The following is a 21,508-nucleotide window of genomic DNA, read 5'->3' as shown; positions in this document are numbered from 1 at the left end:
CATGCCGCTGCTGAGGAGTCCCCCACCGGCTACCCCAGCGCCAGCCGGCTGCCGCGGTGCGATTCCTGGCCTCCCTACAGCGCCAACACCCCCAGCCCGCGCAGCAACACCAGCACCGCGACCGCGGCGGCCGTTGCGCCGAAGGCCTGCTGCAGTCGCGCCCCCGCCAGCCGCGCGCCCAGGCGGCGGCCGGCCAGCAAGGCCAGCACGGCGCCGGCGGCGAAGGGCAGGGCCACGTCCCAGGCGACGGCGCCCTGCGAGGCGGCGCCGGCCACGCCGCCCACCGACACCAGTGCGATCACGGCCAGCGAGGTGGCGACGATGCCGCGGATCGGTACATTGGAGAAGGCGCCCAGCATCGGCACGATGACGAAGCCGCCACCCACGCCCAGCAGCCCGCTCAGCAGGCCCGAGAGCGCGCCGGTGGCGCCCAGCGCGAGAACGCAGGGCGACACCAGCCGCAGCTGCCCACGCACCGGATCGAGCCGGCACACCTGCAGCGCAGACGGCGCGGAAGGCCCGGCCGGCACGGGCGCCAGCGACTGCCGGATGCTGCGCACCGCCACCCAGGCCAGCACCAGCGAGAAGCCCACCATCAGCGGCGCATTGGGCAGCCGGTGCGCCAGCATCACGCCCAACGGCGCGAAGGCCATGCCCGTCACGCCGATGATGGCCGCGGCGCGGTAGCGCACCTTGCCCTCGCGCAGCGCCAGCACCGCCCCCAGGGCCGAGGCCAGCCCCACCGCGATCAGGCCCACCGGCGCCGCCTGCACCATGCTCAGGTGCAGGCCGAAGACCAACAGCGGCACCGCCAGGATGCCGCCTCCCGCGCCGCTGAGGGCCAGCATCAGGCCCACGGCGGCGCCCATCGACAGGCTGATGAGCAGGGCAGTCATGGCGCCACCCTCACTCGGTCAGGGCCGGCTCGGCCAGCCATTCGCGGCCCTTGAGCATGCCGGACCAGTACATCGGCGGCAGTACCCGGTCCTTCAGGTACCAGGCCAGCGTCGATGGACGCGTACCGTCGATCAGCCAGTTCGGAAAGGTCGGCGCCACCTTGCCGCCGTAGACGAATTCGGCCAGCACGATCTTGCCGCGCTCCACAGTGAGCGGACAGGAGCCGTAGCCGTCGTAGCGCGCCTCGCCCTTGGCGTGGCCCAGCGCAGCCAGCAGGTTGTGCGCCACCACCGGCGCCTGCTTGCGCGCCGCGGCAGCAGTCTTGGCGTTGGTGGTGTTGGCACAGTCGCCCAGCGCGAAGATGTTGGCATGGCGCTTGTGGCGCAGCGTGGCCGGGTCCACGTCCACCCAGCCGGCCGCGTCGGCCAGCGGGCTCACGCGCACGAAGTCGGGGGCGGTCTGTGGCGGCACCATATGCAGCAGGTCGAAGTCCTTCAGCACGGCTTCCTTCCGACCGTCCGCATGCGTGTGGATGAAGGTGGCCCGCCGGGCCGGCCCGTCCACCGCCACCAGCTGGTGGCCGAAGTTCAGGTGCACGCCGTAGGCCGCGATGTATTCCATCAGCGCGGGCACGTAGTCGGCCACGCCGAAGAGCACCGCGCCTGCATTGCAGAAATCGATGTCGACCTGGTCCAGCACGCCCTGGCGCCGCCAGTGGTCGGCCGACAGGTACATCGCCTTCTGCGGCGCGCCCGCGCACTTGATGGGCATGGGCGGCTGGGTGAAGACGGCCTTGCCGCCGCGCAGCCGCTGCACCAGCTCCCAGGTGTAGGGCGCCAGGTCGTAGCGGTAGTTGGAGGTCACGCCATGGCGGCCCAGCGTCTCGGGCAGGCCGGGAATGGCCTGCCAGTCGAGCTTGAGCCCTGGGCAGACCACCAGCTGCCGGTAGCGCACGACGCGGCAGCCGTCGAGCACGACGGCGTCGCGCTCGGGCTCGAAGGCGGCCACGGCACCCTTGAGCCAGCGCACGCCGCGCGGCAGCACCGACGCCATGGTGCGCGCCGTCACCTCGGGCTTGAACACGCCGGCGCCCACCATGGTCCAGCCGGGCTGGTAGTAGTGCACCTCGGCCGGGTCGATGATGGCGATGTCCAGGTCGCGGCGGCGCGCAAGCAGGCTGGCCGCCACGGCCGCGCCGGCGGCGCCGCCGCCCACGATGACGATGTCGTGCGTGGCATCGATCGCATCGCTGGGCGTCTGGCCGCCGTTGGCCACGCGGCGGACCACGGCCTGCAGGTCATAGCCGGCCGAGCGGGCGCGCTGCAGGATCTCGGGCAGCGTCAGCTTCGTGGCCTGCGACAGCGCCCACAGCGTGGCCGAGCGCGTGCCTGTGCGGCAGTAGGCGAACACCGGCTTGGGCAGGCTGGCCAGCAGCACGCCGAAGGCCTGGGCGTCCTCGTCGCGCACCGTGCCCGATTCGACCGGCAGGTGATGCACCGGCAGGCCGCAAGCCTGCGCGGCCTGGGCGATCTCTGCGAAGCCGGGCTGGTCGGCACCTTCGCCGTCCGGGCGGTTGCAGAGGATCGCGCGGTAGCCCGCGGCGGCTAGCGCGGCGACGTCGGCGGGCGTGATCTGCGGGCCGACGGCGATTTCGGCGTTCAGGGTCCTGATGTCCATGGCGTGTCTCCTGGTGGGGCGTCCGGGCGGTGGTGCTCAGAGGGCATCCACCGGGATCTTCAGGTAGCGCCGGCCATCGGCCTCCGGCTCGGGCAGGTGGCCGGCGCGCATGTTGACCTGCACCGAGGGCAGGATCAGCACCGGCATGGCCAGCGTCGCGTCCCGCGCCCGGCGCATGGCGACGAAGTGGTCCTCGTCGATGCCGTCGTGCACATGGACGTTGTGCGTGCGCTGCTCGGCCACCGTGCTCACCCACTGCAGCGGGCGGCCGCCGGGCTGGTAGTCGTGGCACATGTACAGCCGCGTGCGTGGCGGCAGGGTCAGCACCCGGCGGACGGAGCGGAACAGCGTGTGCGCATCCCCGCCCGGAAAGTCGCAGCGGGCCGTGCCGTAGTCGGGCATGAACAGCGTGTCGCCCACGAAGGCCGCGATGTCGGCGTCCTCGCCGGGGCCGGAGCGCACGACGTAGGTCATGCAGGCGGGCGTGTGGCCCGGCGTGTGCATGGCCTCCACCTGCAGCTTGCCGACCTGGAAGGCCTCGCCATCCTCGAACCGGTGGTCGAACTGCCGGCCGTCGCTGGCGAAGCCTTCGCCCGCGTTGAACAGTGCGCCGAAGACCTGCTGCACGCGCGTGATGCGGTTGCCGATGCCGATGCGCCCGCCCAGTTGCTGCTGCAGGTAGGGCGCGGCCGTGAGGTGGTCGGCATGCACATGCGTTTCCAGGATCCAGGCCACCGTGGCGCCCAGCTCGCGAACCCGGGCGATGAGGCGGTCGGCGGGCGCGTGGGAGGTGCGGCCCGATTTGGGGTCGTAGCCGAGCACGCTGTCCACCAGGGCACATTGGTACGTGGCGGGATCGAGCACCAGATAGCTCAGCGTCCAGGTGTCCGGGTCGAAGAAATGCTCGATATGCAGGGTGGCAGCGGATGGCATGGCGTCTCCTTGGCAGATGGTTTGCCCTGGATCAATCCAATATCCATGCCACGCGGCCGCCCGCCGAGGAAAACGCGCAAGTGGTGGAGATAAAAGAATTTCTTGCGCGGGGTGACACGGCGCGATGGCGCGGCTGCGCCTGTCATGGCAGTTGAGCTGCCATCCTGGCACCGCCAGAATGGCAGCCTTGCACAAGGAATGCCCCATGTCCCCGTCGCCCGCGCCCGCCGCTCCCGCCATCGACAGCCTGGTCAACTACCTGGAGCACGACGCCGTGCCCACCATCGTGATGGACCCGGACTACACCATCCTGGCGGGCAACGCGGCCTATCGCCGGCAGTTCGGCGTCAAGGCGCGCCCCTTCCTCGGGCAGAAGTGCTACCGGGTCTCGCACGGCTACGACGCCCCCTGCGACCAGTCGGGCGAGCACTGCCCGATGAAGCATGCCCGCGACACCCGCGCGCCCGACCGCGTGCTCCATGTGCATCACACGCCGCGCGGCCCGGAGCATGTGGATGTGGAACTGCGGCCCATCCTGGCCGCCGACGGCACCATCGCCGCCTATGTGGAGCGGCTGACCGCGCTGCGCCATGCCTCGCCCCAGGCCAGCCGTGCGCGGCTCATCGGCCATTCGGCCGCCTTCAACAAGGCCCTTTCGGCCGTGCAGCGTGTGGCGCCCTCGCGGCTGCCCGTGCTGCTGCAGGGCGAATCGGGCACGGGCAAGGAGCTCTTCGCCCGGGCCGTGCACGAGACGAGCGACCGCGCGCAGGGGCCGTTCGTCATCGTGGACTGCTCGGGCCTGACCGAGACGCTGTTCGAGAGCGAGCTCTTCGGCTACGAGAAGGGCGCCTTCACGGGCGCCCATGCGCGCAAGGCCGGACTGGTCGAGACGGCCGAGGGCGGCACGCTCTTCCTGGACGAGATCGGCGACGTGCCGCTGGCGCTGCAGGTCAAGCTGCTGCGCCTGCTGGAAAGCGGCACCTTCCGCCGCGTGGGCGCCGTGCAGATGCAGCGGGCGGACGTGCGGCTGGTCGCTGCCACCCATCTGCCGCTGGAGGCCATGATGCAGGCCGGCCGCTTCCGCAAGGACCTGTACTTCCGTCTGAGCGCCTTTCCCATCCATCTGCCGCCGCTGCGCGAGCGGGTGGAGGACCTGCCGGTGCTGGTGCAGACCCTGCTGCAGCAGGAGTCGCCCCTGAACGCCTGGCGCATCGACGCGGCCGCCATGGCGCGGCTGGCGCGCTACGCCTGGCCCGGCAACGTGCGCGAGCTGCGCAACGTGATCGAGCGCGCCAAGCTGCTGGCCGATGGTGGCGAGGTGCGCGAGGAGCACCTGCCGGATGCGCTCCTCGCCGCCACCCAGGCGGGTGCAGCATCGGCGACAGGCGCAGTCGCCGCCGCGCCCTGGGCCTCCGGCCCGAGCGACGCCGAACTGCAGCGCCTGGCCGCCGACCGCGGCCTCAGCCGCAAGGCCCTGGCGCAGCAGCTGGGCCTGAGCGAACGCACCCTCTATCGGCGGCTCAAGGCCCTGGGGGTCGCGCCGCCCGCCGACTGAGCGCCTCATCAAACCACGCGCCTGCGGGCGGGACAGGGCGACGCGACGTCGCGGCCGGCGCTCAGCCGCAGCCGTTCAGCCGCGGCCCGTGGGTGGCTGGAAGCGCGCCCGCGCCTGCACCGCCTTCTCGCGGAAGGCGCAGCCCGCCGCATGGTCGTTGACCAGTCCCATCGCCTGCATGAATGCGTACACCGTGGTGGGGCCGACGAACTTCCAGCCGCGCTTCTTGAGGTCCTTGGACATGGCGATGGAGGCGGGCGAGGTGGCGCGCACCGTCACGCCATCGCCGCGATCGGCCGGCACCTCGTGCCGCCACACATAGGCGGCCAGCGAGCCTTCGCGGGCGATGAGTTCCTGCGCGCAGCGGGCGTTGTGGATGGCCGCCTCGATCTTGCCGCGGTGGCGCACGATGCCCGCGTCCTGCAGCAGCCGCTCGACATCCGACTCGCCGAAGGCGGCCACGCGCGCGATGTCGAAGCCGTGGAAGGCGGCGCGGAAGTTCTCGCGCTTGTTCAGGATGGTCAGCCAGCTCAGGCCGGACTGGAAGCCTTCCAGGCACAGCTTCTCGAAGAGGCGCCGGTCGTCGGCCACGGGGTAGCCCCATTCGTCGTCGTGGTAGGCGCCGTACTGTGGCGTGGCGGCGCACCAGCGGCAGCGTTCGTGGCCGTCAGGGCCGGGCAGGGTGGTCATCATGGGCGGTCGTCGGCCAGGGAGGGGTGGGAAAGGTCGTGCGGCACGGCGTCCGTCCGCGCTGCGCGGCGACGATACACCGCGCCCCAGCCCAGCCCCAGCACGGCCGCCACCACCGAGGCACCCAGCACGCCCAGCTTGGCGGCGGCCAGCAGGTCTGGGTCTGCAAAGGCCAGCATGGCGATGAAGATGGACATGGTGAAGCCGATGCCGGCCAGCAGGCCCACCAGCCAGATGCCGCCCCAGTCCACGCCAGGCGGCAGCCGGCACAGGCCGCTGCGCACCATGAGCCAGCTCGCGCCGACGACGCCCAGCGGCTTGCCGGCCACCAGGGCCACCATCACCCCCGCCATCACCCAGACCGCCGCGCCGGCATCGCCGCCGCCACCGCCCAGGTGCACGCCGGCATTGGCCAGCGCGAAGATGGGCATCACGCCGAAGGCGACCCAGGGATGCAGCGTCATCTGCACGCGCGAGACCGGCGGCACGAGCTCGCGCTGGGCCTGCAGCAGCTGGCGCCGCGGATGCAGCAGCGCGGCCGGCGCGGCGCCCAGGCGCGCATCGGCGGCCGCGCTGCGCAGCCGGGCCGCCGCCTCGTCGATCAGCGCCTGCGCCGGCTGGCCCAGGCGGCCGGGACGCACGGGCGTCATCAGGCCCAGCACCACGCCGGCCAGGGTCGGGTGCGCGCCGGTCATCAGGATGCCGCCCCACAGCACCGCGCCCGGCAGCACATAGGCCCAGGCCGAGCCGGCACCGATGCGCTGCAGGCCCAGCACCATCAGCACCCCAATGGCCGCCACCGCGAAGCCGGCCGGCGCCAGTCCGCCGGAGTAGAAGAGGGCGATGATCAGCACCGCGATCACGTCGTCGATGATGGCCAGGGCCAGCAGGAAGACGCGCACGTTGCCCGGAATGCCGCGCCCCAGCAGGGCGAGCACGCCGACGGCGAAAGCGATGTCGGTGGCCGTGGGCACGGCCCAGCCGGATTGCCGCACCGGGTCGTGGTTGAGCGCCAGATACAGCAGCGCCGGAACGGCCACGCCGCCCAGCGCGGCGCCGATGGGCAGCAGCGCCTGCCGCAGGTTGGAGAGCGCGCCTTCGTGGATCTCGCGGCGGATCTCCATGCCTACGACCAGGAAGAACAGCGTCATCAGGCCGTCGTTGATCCAGAAGTGCAGCGAGGGCGCCGCTGACCAGGCACCGACGGCCACGCCCACGGGCAGGTGCCACAGCGCGTCGTAGCTGTCCCGCCATTCCGAGTTGGCCCACAGCAGGGCGAAGGCGGCCGCAGCCAGCAGCACGATGCCGCTGACGGCTTCGATGTGGAGAAAGCGTTCGAAGGCCGCAAAGGCGCGTTGGGCGATGCGCTGTGCGCGCGGAAGGGCGTGGGGGGCGACGGTCCGATGCATGGGACGGATCTCCAGGAGCAATCCGCGAGGCGGCCCGACCTTCGCGACTCCTGCGTGGCGCCCGTCTGCGCCTCGCACCCAGCCAATCATGATAGCCCGGCCGCGTTTGCGTTCCTGACCGCGCCTGCCGGTGTCGCGTGTGCGGCCTGTCCCACGTCCGCCCGGGCCGAATTGGCATTAGCCTGGCTGCAGCACCAGCCGGTAGCCCACGCCGGTCTCTGTCAACAGGTGCCGCGGCTGAGCCGGGTCCAGTTCCAGCTTCTGCCGCAGATGGCCCATGTAGACGCGCAGGTAGTGGCTCTGTTCGGCATGCGATGGGCCCCACACCTCACGCAGCAGCTGGCGATGGGTCAGCACGCGGCCGGCATTGGCGATCAGCGTGCACAGCAGGCGGTATTCGGTGGGCGTGAGGTGCAGCAATTGCCCGTTGCGGCGCACCTGTCGCGCCAGGCGGTCGACTTCGACCGCGCCTTCGCCTTCGCCGAAACGGAACACGGGATCGGCCGGCGTCTCGCCCACCGCGCGGGGCCGTCGCAGGTTGGCCCGCACGCGCGCCAGCAGCTCGCCGGTGCCGAAGGGCTTGGTGAGGTAGTCGTCGGCGCCGGCGTCCAGTGCGGCGATCTTGTCGGCCTCGTCGCTGCGGGCCGAGAGCACGATGATCGGCACGCCCGACCAGCCGCGCACATCGCGGATCAGCGTGACGCCATCGCCATCGGGCAGGCCCAGGTCCAGCACCAGCAGGTCGGGCTGGCGGGTGCCGGCCATGGCCAGGCCCTCGCGCAGATCACCGGCCTCGTGCACCTGCCAGCCCTCGGCCTCCAGCGCGCCGCGCACGAAGCGGCGGATCTGCGGCTCGTCCTCGATGACGACGGCAGTGGGGCTGGGGGTGGAAGCGGGCGGGGCGGCGACAGGCATGGCGGAAGGGTTCAGGCGGGCGCGGCGGGTGGGTCGCGCCGCGGCAGCACGACGGTGAATTCTGCGCCGCCGCCGGCCTCGTCCGGCACCGCATCGGCCGCATGGATCTGTCCGCCATGGGCCTGCACGATGGCCTTGCAGATGGCCAGGCCCAGGCCCACGCCGGGCGTGGCCGACTCGGCATGGCCCCGGGTGAACTTCTCGAAGAGCGGGTCCGGCTGGCCCTGCAGCGATGCGGGCAGGCCTGGGCCATGGTCGCGCACCGTGAGCTGCAGCGTCTGCGGCAGCGCGCGGGCCGAGATCAGCACCGGCGGCGCGCCATAGCGGGCCGCGTTCTCCAGCAGGTTGACCAGCACGCGCTCGAGCAGCACGGCGTCGAACTCGACCAGCGGCAAGTCGGCGGGCAGGGACGTGCGAACGGCACCCGCGGGCAGCACGGAGCGCGTGGCGCGGATGGCACTGCCCACCACTTCCTCCACCGACTGCCAGTCGCGCCGCAGGCTCACAGCGCCGCCGGCCGCCCCGCTTTCGAGCCGCGCCATGTCCAGCAGGTTGTTGACCAGGGCGCTCAGCGCCCGGGCCTGCGCCACGATGGCCTGTGTGGCCTCGCCGATGGCGGGCGAGGCATCGGCGCCGGGCAGGCGCTGCAGCGATTCGGCCAGCGCGATCAGCGCCGTCAGCGGCGTGCGCACGTCGTGCGACAGGGCGCCCAGCAGCGCATTGCGCAGGCGCTCGGATTCGATGTCCACCACGGCCTGCTGCGCCACCTCCACATAGTGCACCCGCTCCACGGCGATGGCGATCTGGCGGGCCAGCGTCTCCAGTTGCTGGGCCTGTTCGGGCACCAGCAGCCAGCGCGGCTCGGCCGGTCGCAGGGCCAGCACGCCGCGCACCCGCATCGGTGCCTTGAGCGCCACGTAGTGCCAGGGCTGGGCCGACAGCGTGCCGGTGCCCAGGCCTGCGCTCTGGCCATGCTGCCAGGCCCAGTCGGCCACGCTGAAGTCGAAGCCCGCGGGCGCGGCGGCCGGCGGCTGCAGCCGGTCCTGCGCGTCGGCGGTGAGCACCAGCGCCTCGCCGCCGAAATGCCGCTGCACGGCGGCGGCGCCGATGTCCGCCACCTGTGTTCGCTCCAGCGCGGCCGACAGGTCGCGCGTCAGCTCGAACAGCGACTGCGTGCGCAGCGCCCGGCTGGCCGACACGGCGGCCTGGAAGCGCAGCCCGGCCGTGAGCTGGCCCACCAGCAGGCCCACGCCCAGCATGACGGCGAAGGTCAGCACGTACTGCACGTCGCTCACCGCGAAGGAGAAGGTGGGCTGCACGAAGAAGAAGTCGAAGGCCAGCACGTTGAGCAGCGCACCGAAGGCCGCCGGCGTCCGCCCGAAGCGCCAGGCCACGCCCACCACGCCGAGCAGGTAGAGCATGACGATGTTCGACAGCTCCAGCACGCCCGACAGGGGCGTGGCCAGCAGCGTCACGCCCACGCAGACGGCCACGGCGCAGGCCAGCCCTTTCCACGGCCCCGCCGCACGGGCGGGTTCGTCCTCGGTGCTCGCATGGCGCAGGCCGGCGGGCGAGCGGGCCAGGCGGCGGGCGCTGTCGGCGCGGCCCACGCAGACCAGGTCCAGGTCGGGCGCGCGGCGGCCCAGGCGCTCGGCCAGCGGCCGGCGGATGCGGGCCAGCCAGCGGTCCCAGGCGGGCGCGTCCGCGCTGCCGGCCGCAGGGCCGAGGATCAGCGTGGCGCAGTTGAGGCGCCGCGCCTGCGCGGCCAGTGCGCCCGCCACGTCCTCGTCGGTGAGCACGGCCGTTTCGGCGCCCAGCTCCTCGGCCAGATGCAGCGCGGCCAGCACCTGGTCGCGCCGGGCGGCGGGCAGGCGCGCGAGCCGCGCCGTCTCCACATAGGCGGCATGCCAGCGCACGTTGAGCTGGCCGGCCATGCGCGCCGCCACGCGCACCGTGTGGGCCGCCGCTTCGCCTGGGCCGATGGCCGCCAATAGCGCGCCCGAGGTGTTCCAGGCCGGTGGCGTCTGGCCGTCGGCGCGGGCGCCGGACTGCTCCACCCGCCAGCCGCGCACGTCGTCCTCCACATGCTCGGCCGTGCGGCGCAGGGCGATCTCGCGCAGCGCGATCAGGTTGCCCTTGCGGAAGAAGTTCTGTTGCGCCTGCCGCGCCTGATGCGGCACATAGACCTTGCCGGCGGCCAGGCGGGCCAGCAGCTCGTCGGGTGTGGCATCGACCAGCACCACCTCGTCGGCCTCGTCCAGCACGCCGTCGGGCACGGTCTCGTGTACGCGGATGCCGGTGATGGCGCCCACCGTGCCGTTGAGGCTTTCCAGGTGCTGCACATTCAGGGCGGTCCAGACCTCGATGCCGGCCTCCAGCAGCTCCTGCACGTCCTGCCAGCGCTTGCCGTGGCGCGAGCCGGGGGCGTTGCTGTGGGCCAGCTCGTCCACCAGCAGCAACTGCGGGCGACGCGCCAGGGCGGCGTCCAGGTCGAACTCGCGCAGCACATGGCCGCGGTGCGGCGTCTGGCGCAGTGGCAACTGCTCCAGGCCGTGGAGCAGCGCGGCGGTCTCGGCGCGGCCGTGAGTCTCGACCACGCCGACCACCACATCGCGGCCCGCGGCGCGCTCGCGCTGGGCGGCGCTGAGCATGGACCAGGTCTTGCCCACGCCGGCGTTGGCGCCGAAGTAGATGCGCAGCCGGCCCCGGCGGGCCCGCCCCTCCTGCGCCTGCATCTGGGCCAGCAGGGCGTCGGGGTCGGGGCGTTCGCGCTCGGTCATCGGGTCGGCAGGTTAGCAGCGGGCTGGCCGACCTTAGAAGGTCTTGGTCAGCGTGGCGATGAAGCGTGCCTTGTTGGGCGACTCGCTGGTCGTGAAGGTGCCGGCGGGCAGCACGAGCTGGCCGGTGGTGGCTTGGTAGGCGTCCTTCTTGTTGGCGCCGACGATGGCGCCGGTCAGGCTCAGGCCGCCGCCGAAGTCGTAGGTGGCGCCCACGTTGTAGTCCACGTAGCTCTTGTAGGGCGTGTTGCGACGGATGTCGCTGGACAGGGCGGTGTAGCCGACGGCGGCCTTCAGCGTGACCTTCGGGAAGATTTCCTTGCTGTACGCGATGTTCAGGTAGCCGGTGCCGCGGCCCTTCCAGCCGGTGGTGCGGTTGCTGGCGAAGCCGAAGTAGTCCTTGGAGACGGTGCTGGAATACTTGACGGTGAAGGCGCCGATGGCCTCGTCACTCCAGGTGGCGGCGCCGTACAGCTCGGTGGTGTTGCCGTTGCGGTTGCCGGGATAGATGTAGGTCAGGGTACCGAAGTCGAGGTCGAAGGGGCCGGCCTTGAATTTGTAGCCGCCGTAGATGTCGCTCTCGATGGAGTTGCCCGCCAGCCAGTTCACGCTGGAGTTCCAGTTGCCGACGTAGAAGCCGCTTTCGTGGGCGTAGTCGAAGCCGCCCTGGACGGCGGGCTTGACGGCGCTGGTCTTGTAGAAGCCGTTGTTGCCCAGCGCGTCCTGGTCCTGGCCACGGAACTTGTAGTTGGTGGTCAGCGAGATGTTCACAGTGATGAGCGAGGGCGCCTGTGCGGCGGCGGGCGTCGGCGTCTCGGACTGGGCATGGGCGGCGAAGGCGATCAGGCCTGTACAGAGAAAGCAGAAGGAAGAAGCGCGAAAAGACATGAGGGAAGGCATCGTCGATGCAAAGGAAAAAACGGAGGGCGGAAACGGTGGGCCGTGTCAGTGCGGCCGGCGGCGGCGCGCATGGCGCTCACAGCCGCGCACGATCAACCAAGCCACCCCGGCCGGCAGCAGCACGGCCGCGAAGGCCAGCCCGGCGGCCAGCAGGTCAGCCAGCATGGCGCGGGCGGCAGCGGTCGAGGTGTTCCCGCCAGCCGATCAGGCGGCCGATCTCGCCGGTCGGGCAGGTGTCCAGCAGCAGGTGCAGCACCTGCGCGTAGCGCAGCGCCGGCAGGCGGATGGCAAGCCGCACGCGCAGCACGTCGTGGCGCGCGGTCGGCGGCTCATGCAGCAGCGGCTCGCAGCGCAGCACGCCCGCGTCGGGGCAGGTGGCGAGGGCGCGGCGGATGCCGCAGGCGGCCGTGCAGGGCACCGTCACGTCCAGGACCTGGAAGCGCGTCTGGTGCACGGGCAGCAGGCGGCCCGGATGCTCACGGTAGGCGGCGTAGCCCATGGATGGCCTCGTCGCTCAGCGCTTGGCCAGCGCGTCCAGCGCCAGGTTCAGCGCCAGCACATTGACGGTCGGCTCGCCCAGGAAGGGCAGCGCGGGCCGCTGCACCTGCGCGTCGATCAGTTGCTGGACCTGGATGGCGCTCAGGCCGCGCACCCGCGCCACCCGTGCCGCTTGGTAGCGCGCCGCCTCGGGGCTGATGTGCGGATCGAGCCCGCTGGCCGAGGCCGTCGCCAGGTCGGCCGGCACCGGCGCCGTGTTGCCCGGGTCGGCGGCGCGCAGGGCCTCGACGCGGGCCTTCACGGCATCGGTCAGCGCCGGGTTGAGCGGCCCCTGGTTGGAGCCCGAGGAGCCGCTGCCGTTGTAGGGCTGCGGCGCGGTGGCCGAGGGCCGGCCCCAGAAATGGCCGGGGTCGCTGAAGTTCTGGCCGATGAGCGCGGAGCCCACGGCCTTGCCGTTTTGCTCCACCAGGCTGCCGGCGGCCTGCTTCGGGAACAGCGCGCCGGCCACGCCGGTCACGGCCACGGGATAGACCACGCCGGTGATCACGCTCAGGGCCGTGAACAGCACCAGGCAGGGACGCACGAGGTTCTGCTTCGTCATGATGGACATCTCCAAAGGTTCAGACCAGGCCGACCGCGGCCAGCAGCAGGTCGATGAGCTTGATGCCGACGAAGGGCACCAGCAGGCCGCCCAGGCCGTAGATGGCCAGGTTGCGGCGCAGCAGCGCGGCGGCGCCGATGGGCCGGTAGCGCACGCCCTTGAGCGCCAGCGGGATGAGGAAGACGATGATCAGCGCGTTGAAGATCACCGCGCTCAGGATGGCCGAGGAGGGGCTTTCCAGCCGCATCACGTTGAGCGCCGCCAGCTGCGGATAGGTGCTCACGAAGATGGCCGGGATGATGGCGAAGTACTTCGCCACGTCGTTGGCGATGCTGAAGGTGGTGAGCGCGCCGCGCGTCATCAAGAGGGCCTTGCCGGTCTCCACCACCTCCAGCAGCTTGGTGGGGTTGGAGTCCAGGTCGACCATGTTGCCGGCCTCCTTGGCGGCCTGCGTGCCGCTGCCCATGGCCACGGCCACGTCGGCCTGGGCCAGGGCGGGGGCGTCGTTGGTGCCGTCGCCCGTCATGGCGACGAGGCGGCCATCGGACTGGTACTGGCGGATCAGCTTGAGCTTGTCCTCGGGTGTGGCCTCGGCCAGGAAGTCGTCCACGCCCGCCTCTGCGGCGATGGCGGCGGCGGTGAGCTTGTTGTCGCCCGTGATCATCACCGTGCGGATGCCCATGCGCCGCAGCTGCGCGAAGCGCTCGCGGATGCCGGTCTTGACGATGTCCTTGAGCTCCACGATGCCCAGCACGCGGGCGCCCTCGGCCACCGCCAGCGGCGTGCTGCCGCGGCGGGCCACCTCGTCGGCGGCACGCAGCAGCTCGGGCGGCATGGTGCCGCGCAGGGTCTCGACATGGCGGCGCACGGCCTCCACCGCGCCCTTGCGCAGCGGCACGGGGTCGCCCGCCAGGTCCAGCGCGGCGGCGGGCAGGTCGGCGCCGCTCATGCGCGTCTGGGCGGTGAAGGGCACGAAGACGGCGCCGTCGACGGGGGCGACATCCACGCCCTCGCGGCGGGCCAGTTCGACGATGCTGCGGCCCTCGGGCGTTTCGTCGGCCAGCGAGGCCAGTTGCGCCGCATGGGCCAGGCGCGCCTTGTTCACGCCCGGCGCCGGCAGGAAGGCCGAGGCCTGGCGGTTGCCGTGGGTGATGGTGCCGGTCTTGTCCAGCAGCAGCACGTCCACGTCGCCCGCGGCCTCGACGGCGCGGCCCGAGGTGGCGATCACGTTGGCCTGCATCATGCGGCTCATGCCGGCCACGCCCACGGCCGACAGCAGGCCGCCGATGGTGGTCGGGATCAGGCACACCAGCAGCGCCACCAGCGCGGTGATGGACACCACCGTGCCGGTGCCCGCCGCCTGCACGCTGAAGAGCGAATAGGGCAGCAGCGTCACCGTCACCATCAGGAAGACCAGCGTCAGCGCCACCAGCAGGATGGTCAGCGCGATCTCGTTGGGCGTGCGGGCGCGCTTGGCGCCTTCCACCATGCCGATCATGCGGTCCAGGAAGGACTCGCCCGGGTTGACGCCGATGCGCACCACCAGCCAGTCCGACAGCACGCGGGTGCCGCCGGTGACGGAGGAGAAGTCGCCGCCGGACTCGCGCACCACCGGCGCCGATTCGCCGGTGATGGCCGATTCGTCCACCGAGGCGACGCCTTCGATGACTTCACCGTCCAGCGGGATCATGTCGCCGGCTTCGACGAGCACCACGTCACCCTTGCGAAGGTTGGTGGCGCGCTCGGGTCGCCAGATGGCGCTGGTGGAATCGGCCGTGGCGGGCTCGGGCGCGGCGCCTTCGGCACGCACGCGGGCCAGCTGCTCGGCCAGCCGTGCCATCTCGCGCGGCGCGCCTTCGAGCTTCTTGGCCCAGGTGTCCTTGCGCAGGCTGCGCAGCGAGGCGGCCTGCGCCTTGCTGCGGCCCTCGGCCAGCGCCTCGGCAAAGTTGGCGAAGAGCACGGTGAACCACAGCCACAGCGACACCGCGAGGATGAAGCCGGGCCGCATGCCGGTGTCGCCGGGAAAGTTGAGGCTGTGCACCCACAAGAGCGTGGTCAGGATGCTGCCGACGTAGACGACGAACATCACCGGGTTGCGCCATTGCACGCGCGGGCTCAGCTTGGTGAAGGACGCGACGAGCGCGGGGCGCACCAGCGCGCCGTCGAACAGGGAAAGCGTGTTGTTGTTCATGGGGCGCGCCTCACTTCCAGAGCATCAGCTGCTCGACGATGGGGCCCAAGGCCAGCGCCGGCACATAGTTGAGCAGGCCGACCAGCAGCACCGTGCCGATCAGCAGCACCACGAACAGCGGTCCGTGGGTGGGCAGCGTCCCGGCCGTCACCGGCAGGCGCTGCTTGGCGGCCAGGGCGCCGGCAATGGCCAGCACCGGCACCATCACGGCGAAGCGGCCCAGCCAGGTGGCCACGCCCAGCATGGTGTTGTAGAAGGGCGTGTTGGCCGACAGGCCCGCGAAGGCGCTGCCGTTGTTGTTGGCGGCCGAGGTGAAGGCGTAGAGGATCTCCGAGAAGCCATGCGCCCCCGGGTTGGCGATGCCGGCGCGGCCAGCCTCCACGCTCACCGCCACGGCCGTGCCCAGCAGCACCAGGATGGGCGTCACCAGGATGGCGATGGCGATCAGCTTCATCTCGTAGACCTCGATCTTCTTGCCGAGGTACTCCGGCGTGCGGCCGATCATGAGGCCGGCGATGAACACCGCCAGGATGGCGAACACCAGCATGCCGTACAGGCCCGAGCCCACGCCGCCGAACACCACCTCGCCCAGTTGCATCATGACCAGCGTGACCAGCCCGCCCAGCGGTGTGAGCGAGTCGTGCATGGCGATCACCGCGCCGCATGAGGCCGCCGTCGTGACCACGGCGAACAGGGCCGAGGCGGCGATGCCGAAGCGCAGGTCCTTGCCCTCCCAGTTGCCGGCCGACGGGTCCACGCCCAGGGCGGCCAGCAGTGGGTTGCCGGCCTGCTCGGCGCCCGTGGCGACGATCACGCCGACGACGAAGATCGCTGTCATCGCACCCAGGATCGCCCAGCCCTGGCGCCGGTCGCCCACCACCTGGCCGAAGGCCAGGCACAGCGCTGCCGGGATGGCGAAGATGGCCAGCATCTGCAGCAGGTTGGTCAGCGCCGTCGGGTTCTCGAAGGGATGGGCCGAGTTGGCGTTGAAGTAGCCGCCGCCATTGGTGCCCAGCATCTTGATGGCCTCCTGCGAGGCGACGGGGCCCATGGGCAGGGTCTGCGACTGCGTGGTGGCTTCCTTGGTGACGGGATTGCCGGCGGCGTCCTTCAGCGGCTGGCCGTCGGGGCCGTTCTGCGGGTCCTGGTAGACGGTCGCCTCGATCGTCGTGACGGTCTTGTAGCCGTCGAAGTTCTGGATCGTGCCCTGGCTGACGAAGACGAGTGCCAGTACGAAGGCGATCGGCAGCAGCAGCCACAGCGTGAGCCGCGTGAGATCGGCCCAGGCATTGCCGATGGCGCCGAAGCGGGCGCTGCGGCGGCCCGCCTCGCCGCGGGCCGCGAAGCCGCGGATCAGCGCGAAGGCCACGGCGATGCCGGTCGCCGCCGAGAGGAAGTTCTGCACCGTCAGCGCCAGCATCTGCGTGAGGTAGCTCATGGTGCTCTCGCCGGCGTAGCCCTGCCAGTTGGTGTTGGTGGCGAAGCTGAGTGCGGTGTTGAAGGCCGAGTCGCCCGAGACGGCCGGCAGACCGGCCGGGTTGAGCGGCAGCAGGGCCTGCAGGCGTTGCAGGCCGTAGACGACCAGGGCGCCCAGGGCATTGAAGGCGAGCAGGGCGAGGGCGTAGCTCATCCAACCCATCGAGGCATTGGGCTCCACGCCGGCCAGGCGGTAGAGCGGGGCTTCGACGCGTGCGATCCAGCGCGGCATGCGGCCTTCGCAGAGCGCGGCGAGCCAGCGGCCCAGCGGCCAGGCGAGGAGCAGCAGCAGGCCGAGGAAGACGGCCAGGAGGGTCCAGGCGGAGGCGGTCATCAGAAGTCCTCCGCCCGGATCAGTGCATAGACCAGGTAGGCCAGCAGCAGGGCGGCCAGCGTGCCGGCCAGTCCGTAGAGGGCGGCGAGCGACATCATGGCCGGCTCCCGTTCGGCCGCTCCATGGCGGCCAGCGCATACACCAGCGCCACCATGCCGGCCCACAGGGCGGCGATGGCGACGAGCCAGACGATGTCCATTTCTCACTCCAGTCATCGAAAAGACGATGGCTGGCAGTGTCTGAAGGGGCGCCTCAAGACGGTGTAGAGACTGGCCGGTGCCGTATCAAAACGGCGTAAAGATCGAGACGCGGGGGTATGCGATCGGGGGCGCCGCGGGGTCTGCCTCAGCGATCGGCCGGTGGCATCGGTATGGCGATGGTTATGGCCATGGATATGGTGATGCCGAGCCGAGCCGAGCCGAGCCGAGCCGAGCCGAGCCGAGGGCAGAGCAGCTCGGTGCGGCGCGCTATGTCGGGGCGCACCAGCGGTGTACCGCTAACCCGGCGGAGGACGTCGGCATGCGCGCTCCCGGTGCACGCTCGCGCTGACCGGCTTGCCTCACCACACGGGTGCTCGCTCTCCACCGACGTGCTTTGGGCACTGCACGGCGCCGCGAATGGCACCTCCGCACGCACACCGCCATCCCCCGCCTCGACGTTGGTCCCGAACCGCCGGATTTGCCGCCAGGGGCCTCCGAGTCCGTTCGCTCTGAGCTTGTCGAAGGGCATGACGGCGCGCGGCGCCAACGTCCGACCCGCCCTGACCGGTGCGACGCAGCGCCCGCGCGGGGCTTCGACAGGCTCAGCCCGAACGGTCGGGGTTGGCTGACCCAAGTTGCCCAAGAGATCCCGTGAACCTTCGGGCCCAAAGGGAAGGGCTCGCGCGCAGCGTCGAACTGGAGGGATTCGTGCGCAGCGTCGAGGCGGGGGATGGCGGTGTGCGTGCGGAGGTGCCATTCGCGGCGCCGTGCAGTGCCCAAAGCACGTCGATGGACAGCGAGCACACAGCTTGTGCGCCAAGTCGGTCAGCGCGAGCGTGCACCGGGAGCGCGCATGCCGACGTCCTCCGCCGGGTTACTGCTCCAGCCACTTGCGCGACCGGAAGACAGCAGCCGCTTGCCCCCCCGCGCTCAGGCCGCTTCGAGCGCGTCGATCAGCTCCGTCTCGATCGCCAACTGCCCCTTCTGGCCATACAGCTCGGGACCGCTGATCAGGAAGCTGTCCTCCACCCGCTCGCCCAGCGTCGTCACCTTCGCCAGTTGCAGGTGCAGGTGGTGGCGGGCCAGGACCCGGGCCACGCTGTAGAGCAGGCCGGCCCGGTCGCTGGCCGAGATGGTCAGCAGCCAGCGTTGCGCCTTCTCGTCCGGCGTGAGATAGACCCGCGGCTGGATGGGAAAGCTGCGCACCCGCCGCGACACCCGGCCCCGGCTGGGCGCGGGCAGCTCGCCCCAGGCGTCCAGCGTCTGCGCCAGGTTGGTCTCCACCATGCTGATCAGCTCGCGGTAGTGCTCGGGCAAAAAGGTGGTCACCACCTGGAAGGTGTCCAGCGCATAGCCGTTGGTGGCCGTGTGCACCCGCGCGTCCAGGATACTGAACGACGCCTGGTCGAAATAGCCGCAGATGCGTGCGAACAGGTCGGGCTGGTCGGGCGTGTAGACCACCACCTGCAGCCCTTCGCCCACCGGCGACAGGCGCGCCCGCACGATGGACTTGGCATGGGGATCGGCCGGAATGCCCTTGGGCGCCACGAAGCGCGACAGCTTCTTGGCGTGCCAGGCGATCTCGCCCGCGTCGTGGCGCATGAAGTAGCTCACGTCCAGCGTGTCCCACAGCGCCTTGTGCGCCTCGAAGGGCTGGGCATGCAGCTGCAGCAGCGTCAGCGCCTCGCGCTTGCGGGCCTCCACCTCTGCGTCGGGGTCGGGCAGGTGGCCGCCCAGCGCGCGCGAGGTGCGGCGGTAGGTGTCTTCGAGCAGCTTGCCCTTCCAGGCATTCCACACGCGCGGCGACGTGCCACGGATGTCGGCCACCGTCAGCAGGTAGAGCGCCGTCAGGTAGCGCTCGCTGCCCACGCGCTGGGCGAAGGCGCCGATCACCTCGGGGTCGGACAGGTCCTGCTTCTGAGCGACATTGCTCATCACCAGGTGGTTGGCGACGAGGAACTCGATCAGCCGGGTGTCCTCGCGCCCGATGCCGTGCTTCTGGCAGAAGCGGCGCACGTCGCGCGCGCCCAGCTCGGAGTGGTCGCCGCCGCGGCCCTTCGCGATGTCGTGGAAGAGCGCCGCCACGTACAGGATCCACGGCTTGTCCCAGCCGGCTGCCAACTGCGAGCAGAAGGGGTACTCGTGCGCATGCTCGGCGATGAAGAAGCGCCGCACGTTGCGCAGCACCATCAGGATGTGCTGGTCCACCGTGTAGACGTGGAACAGGTCATGCTGCATCTGCCCCACCGTGCCGCGGAACACGCGCAGGTAGCGTCCCAGCACCGACGTCTGGTTCATCAGCCGGATGGCATGCGTGATGCCGCGCGGCTCCAGCAGCATCCGCATGAAGGTCGCATGGTTGACCCGGTCGTTGCTGAAGCGGCTGTCCATGCGGCCGCGGGCGTTGTAGAGCGCACGCAGCGTGCGCGCCGACAGCCCGTTGACGCCGATGGTCTTCTGGTAGAGCAGGAAGGTCTCGAGGATGGCGTGCGGATCCTTCTCGTACAGGTCGTCGCTGGCCACCTCGATGGTGCCGCCCTTCTCGAAGAAGCGGTCGTTGATGCGCGTGAGCGTGGCCGACTGCGGGTTGAGTCGCTCGGCGATGTTCAGCATCAGGATCTCGGTGAGCTGCGTGACCGCCTTGGCTGCCCAGTAGTAGCGGCGCATGAGCGCCTCGCTGGCGCGGCGGCCCGACTCGTTCTCGTAGCCGAAGGTCCCGGCCACGGCCGTCTGCAGGTCGAACACCAGCCGGTCCTCGCGCCGCTTGGCCACGGCATGCAGGCGGGCACGGATCAGCGACAACAGCGCCTCGTTGCGCTTGATCTGCTTGACCTCGAAGGGGGTGGCCAGACCGTCGCGGGCGTAGTCTTCCCAGCGCTTGCCGAAGCCGGCCGCCTGCGCCACCCAGCGCACGGCGTGCAGGTCGCGCAGGCCGCCGGGCGATTCCTTGCAGTTGGGTTCCAGCGAATAGGGCGTGCCGTCGTGCTTCAGGTGGCGGTGGCGCATCTCCTGCGACTTGGCCAGGAAGAAGGCATGCGGGTCCATGGCCTCGTCGAAGGCCTTGCGGAAGGCGGCGAACAGACGCTTGCTTCCGCAGACAAGGCGGGACTCCAGCAGCGCGGTCTGCACCGTGACGTCCTTCGCCGATTCGCTCAGGCACTCGCCCAGTGTGCGCACGCTGGAGCCGATTTCGAGGCCGGCGTCCCAGCAACGGCCGATGAAGGCCTCCAGCCGAGCCGGCTCGACCTCGCCGCCCTCGGGCAGCAGCAGGAGCACGTCGACATCCGAATACGGAAAGAGCTCCCCACGGCCATAGCCGCCGACGGCCACCAGGGCCAACTGGTCGCCGAAACCGGCGTCCTGCCACAAGGCGCGCAAGGCGGCATCGGCCTCGGCCGCCAACTCCTTGAGCACGGCGTGGATGTTGCGCACGCCCTGCGGCGCCAGAAGGCGCTCGAACACGGCACTCTTGCCGGCGCGCAGCTGCTCGCGCAGGCTGGCAGGCAGGTCGACGGCGACGGAGAAACCCATGCCAGCCGGGCGCGTCAGGCGGCGAGGGGCGCCGCCTGGCCGCTGGCGGCAGGCACGAAGGCCGGGGGTTGCGGACTGCCGGCGGACAGGGTCAGCACCTCGTAGCCCGTCTCGGTGACCAGCACCGTGTGCTCCCACTGCGCGGAGAGCGAGCGGTCGCGCGTCACGATGGTCCAGCCGTCGTAGCGGCCGCCGCGGTGGTCTTCCTTGATGTCGCGCTTGCCCGCGTTGATCATCGGTTCGATGGTGAAGATCATGCCGGGCTTGAGTTCTTCCATCGTGCCCGGGCGGCCGTAGTGCAGAACCTGGGGCTCGGCATGGAAGGTGCGGCCCACGCCGTGACCGCAGAACTCGCGCACCACCGAGTAGCCGTTGCCCTCGGCGAAGCGCTGGATGGCATGGCCCACGTCGCCCAGGTGGTTGCCGGGCTTGACCTGCAGGATGCCGTGCCACATGGCCTCGAAGGTGACCTGACACAGCCGCTTGGCGGCGATGGAGGCGTCGCCGATCACGAACATCCGGCTGTTGTCGCCGTACCAGCCGTCCTTGATGACGGTGACATCGATGTTCATGATGTCGCCCTTCTTCAAGGGCTTGTCGTCGGGGATGCCGTGGCACACCACATGGTTGACCGAGGTGCACAGCGACTTGGGAAAAGGCACGTCGCCCGCGCCCTTGTAGCCCACCGTGGCGGAGGTCGTGCCCTGCGTGACCATGTACTCGGCCGCCAGCCGGTCGATCTCATTGGTGGTGATGCCGGGCTTGATGAAGGGCGTCAGGTAGTCCAGCACCTCGGACGCAAGGCGGCAGGCGACGCGCATCGCGGCAATGCCTTCGGCGTCGTGGTAGGTAATGCTCATCCAGGGATTATCCCACTCGCCCCCTAAAATGCCGGGTTTTCGCGAACGGCCCCAGTCAGCGGCC

General features: G+C 70.9%; 16 protein-coding genes. 1 reads left to right on the top strand and 15 read right to left on the bottom strand.

The window, feature by feature from the left end:
- Positions 1-74: 74 nt before the first annotated feature.
- Genes ACT54X_RS02040 through ACT54X_RS02030 form a run of 3 tightly spaced genes read right to left on the bottom strand, consistent with a single transcriptional unit; the run spans position 75 to position 3,507 of the window.
- Positions 75-896 carry a sulfite exporter TauE/SafE family protein gene (locus tag ACT54X_RS02040; RefSeq protein ID WP_476344714.1) on the bottom strand — a complete coding sequence of 274 codons (822 nt, stop codon included), beginning with the start codon at positions 894-896 and terminating at the stop codon, positions 75-77.
- 10 nt (positions 897-906) lie between these two features.
- Positions 907-2,574 (bottom strand): bifunctional protein tyrosine phosphatase family protein/NAD(P)/FAD-dependent oxidoreductase, encoded by a 1,668-nt coding sequence (locus ACT54X_RS02035; RefSeq protein WP_476344712.1) that lies wholly within the window; start codon positions 2,572-2,574, stop codon positions 907-909.
- A 36-nt stretch (positions 2,575-2,610) separates the two neighbouring features.
- Positions 2,611-3,507, bottom strand: coding sequence for an MBL fold metallo-hydrolase (locus ACT54X_RS02030; RefSeq protein ID WP_476344710.1), 897 nt, complete (start codon positions 3,505-3,507; stop codon positions 2,611-2,613).
- 205 nt (positions 3,508-3,712) lie between these two features.
- Here ACT54X_RS02030 and ACT54X_RS02025 point away from each other — a divergent pair, with 205 nt between their 5' ends.
- A complete protein-coding gene (locus ACT54X_RS02025; protein ID WP_476344708.1) occupies positions 3,713-5,062 on the top strand; it encodes a sigma-54 interaction domain-containing protein in 1,350 nt (449 codons plus the stop codon).
- A 75-nt stretch (positions 5,063-5,137) separates the two neighbouring features.
- Here ACT54X_RS02025 and ACT54X_RS02020 read toward each other — a convergent pair whose 3' ends face one another.
- The 12 genes from ACT54X_RS02020 to map all read right to left on the bottom strand — a co-directional run bounded on the left by ACT54X_RS02020 (position 5,138) and on the right by map (position 21,444).
- Positions 5,138-5,755, bottom strand: a complete 618-nt coding sequence (locus tag ACT54X_RS02020) for a DNA-3-methyladenine glycosylase I (protein WP_294369263.1) — start codon at positions 5,753-5,755, stop codon at positions 5,138-5,140.
- On the bottom strand, positions 5,752-7,161 hold the full coding sequence (nhaA, locus tag ACT54X_RS02015) for a Na+/H+ antiporter NhaA (protein WP_294369260.1): 1,410 nt from the start codon (positions 7,159-7,161) through the stop codon (positions 5,752-5,754). Before nhaA ends, ACT54X_RS02020 begins: the two co-directional genes overlap by 4 nt.
- Positions 7,162-7,338: 177 nt before the next feature.
- Complete coding sequence (kdpE, locus tag ACT54X_RS02010) at positions 7,339-8,076, bottom strand: two-component system response regulator KdpE (RefSeq protein WP_294369255.1); 738 nt, start codon at positions 8,074-8,076, stop codon at positions 7,339-7,341.
- A gap of 11 nt (positions 8,077-8,087) precedes the next feature.
- A complete protein-coding gene (locus ACT54X_RS02005) occupies positions 8,088-10,856 on the bottom strand; it encodes a DUF4118 domain-containing protein (RefSeq protein ID WP_476344706.1) in 2,769 nt (922 codons plus the stop codon).
- Positions 10,857-10,889: 33 nt separating this feature from the next.
- A complete protein-coding gene (locus ACT54X_RS02000) occupies positions 10,890-11,741 on the bottom strand; it encodes a TorF family putative porin (protein WP_476344704.1) in 852 nt (283 codons plus the stop codon).
- 166 nt (positions 11,742-11,907) lie between these two features.
- Positions 11,908-12,252, bottom strand: a complete 345-nt coding sequence (locus ACT54X_RS01995; protein ID WP_294369246.1) for a hypothetical protein — start codon at positions 12,250-12,252, stop codon at positions 11,908-11,910.
- Between the two features lie 15 nt (positions 12,253-12,267).
- Positions 12,268-12,852: a potassium-transporting ATPase subunit KdpC gene (gene kdpC / locus ACT54X_RS01990; RefSeq protein WP_476344702.1), complete on the bottom strand. Its 585-nt coding sequence runs from the start codon at positions 12,850-12,852 to the stop codon at positions 12,268-12,270.
- A gap of 19 nt (positions 12,853-12,871) precedes the next feature.
- On the bottom strand, positions 12,872-15,043 hold the full coding sequence (kdpB, locus tag ACT54X_RS01985; RefSeq protein WP_476344701.1) for a potassium-transporting ATPase subunit KdpB: 2,172 nt from the start codon (positions 15,041-15,043) through the stop codon (positions 12,872-12,874).
- 10 nt (positions 15,044-15,053) lie between these two features.
- The gene (kdpA, locus tag ACT54X_RS01980) at positions 15,054-16,853 is read right to left on the bottom strand and encodes a potassium-transporting ATPase subunit KdpA (RefSeq protein WP_294369238.1); all 1,800 of its coding nucleotides are present in this window, start codon (positions 16,851-16,853) and stop codon (positions 15,054-15,056) included.
- On the bottom strand, positions 16,853-16,951 hold the full coding sequence (kdpF, locus tag ACT54X_RS01975) for a K(+)-transporting ATPase subunit F (protein WP_017757755.1): 99 nt from the start codon (positions 16,949-16,951) through the stop codon (positions 16,853-16,855). Before kdpF ends, kdpA begins: the two co-directional genes overlap by 1 nt.
- Before the next feature lie 1,032 nt (positions 16,952-17,983).
- Positions 17,984-20,584: a [protein-PII] uridylyltransferase gene (locus tag ACT54X_RS01970; RefSeq protein ID WP_476344699.1), complete on the bottom strand. Its 2,601-nt coding sequence runs from the start codon at positions 20,582-20,584 to the stop codon at positions 17,984-17,986.
- 14 nt (positions 20,585-20,598) lie between these two features.
- Positions 20,599-21,444 (bottom strand): type I methionyl aminopeptidase, encoded by an 846-nt coding sequence (gene map, locus ACT54X_RS01965; RefSeq protein WP_294374149.1) that lies wholly within the window; start codon positions 21,442-21,444, stop codon positions 20,599-20,601.
- Positions 21,445-21,508 lie beyond the last annotated feature (64 nt).

It is taken from the genome of Pseudacidovorax sp. DMC4 (assembly GCF_056314265.1).
The sequence above is the reverse complement of the archived record's forward strand: the minus strand, read 5'-3'. Positions and strand labels throughout refer to the sequence as shown.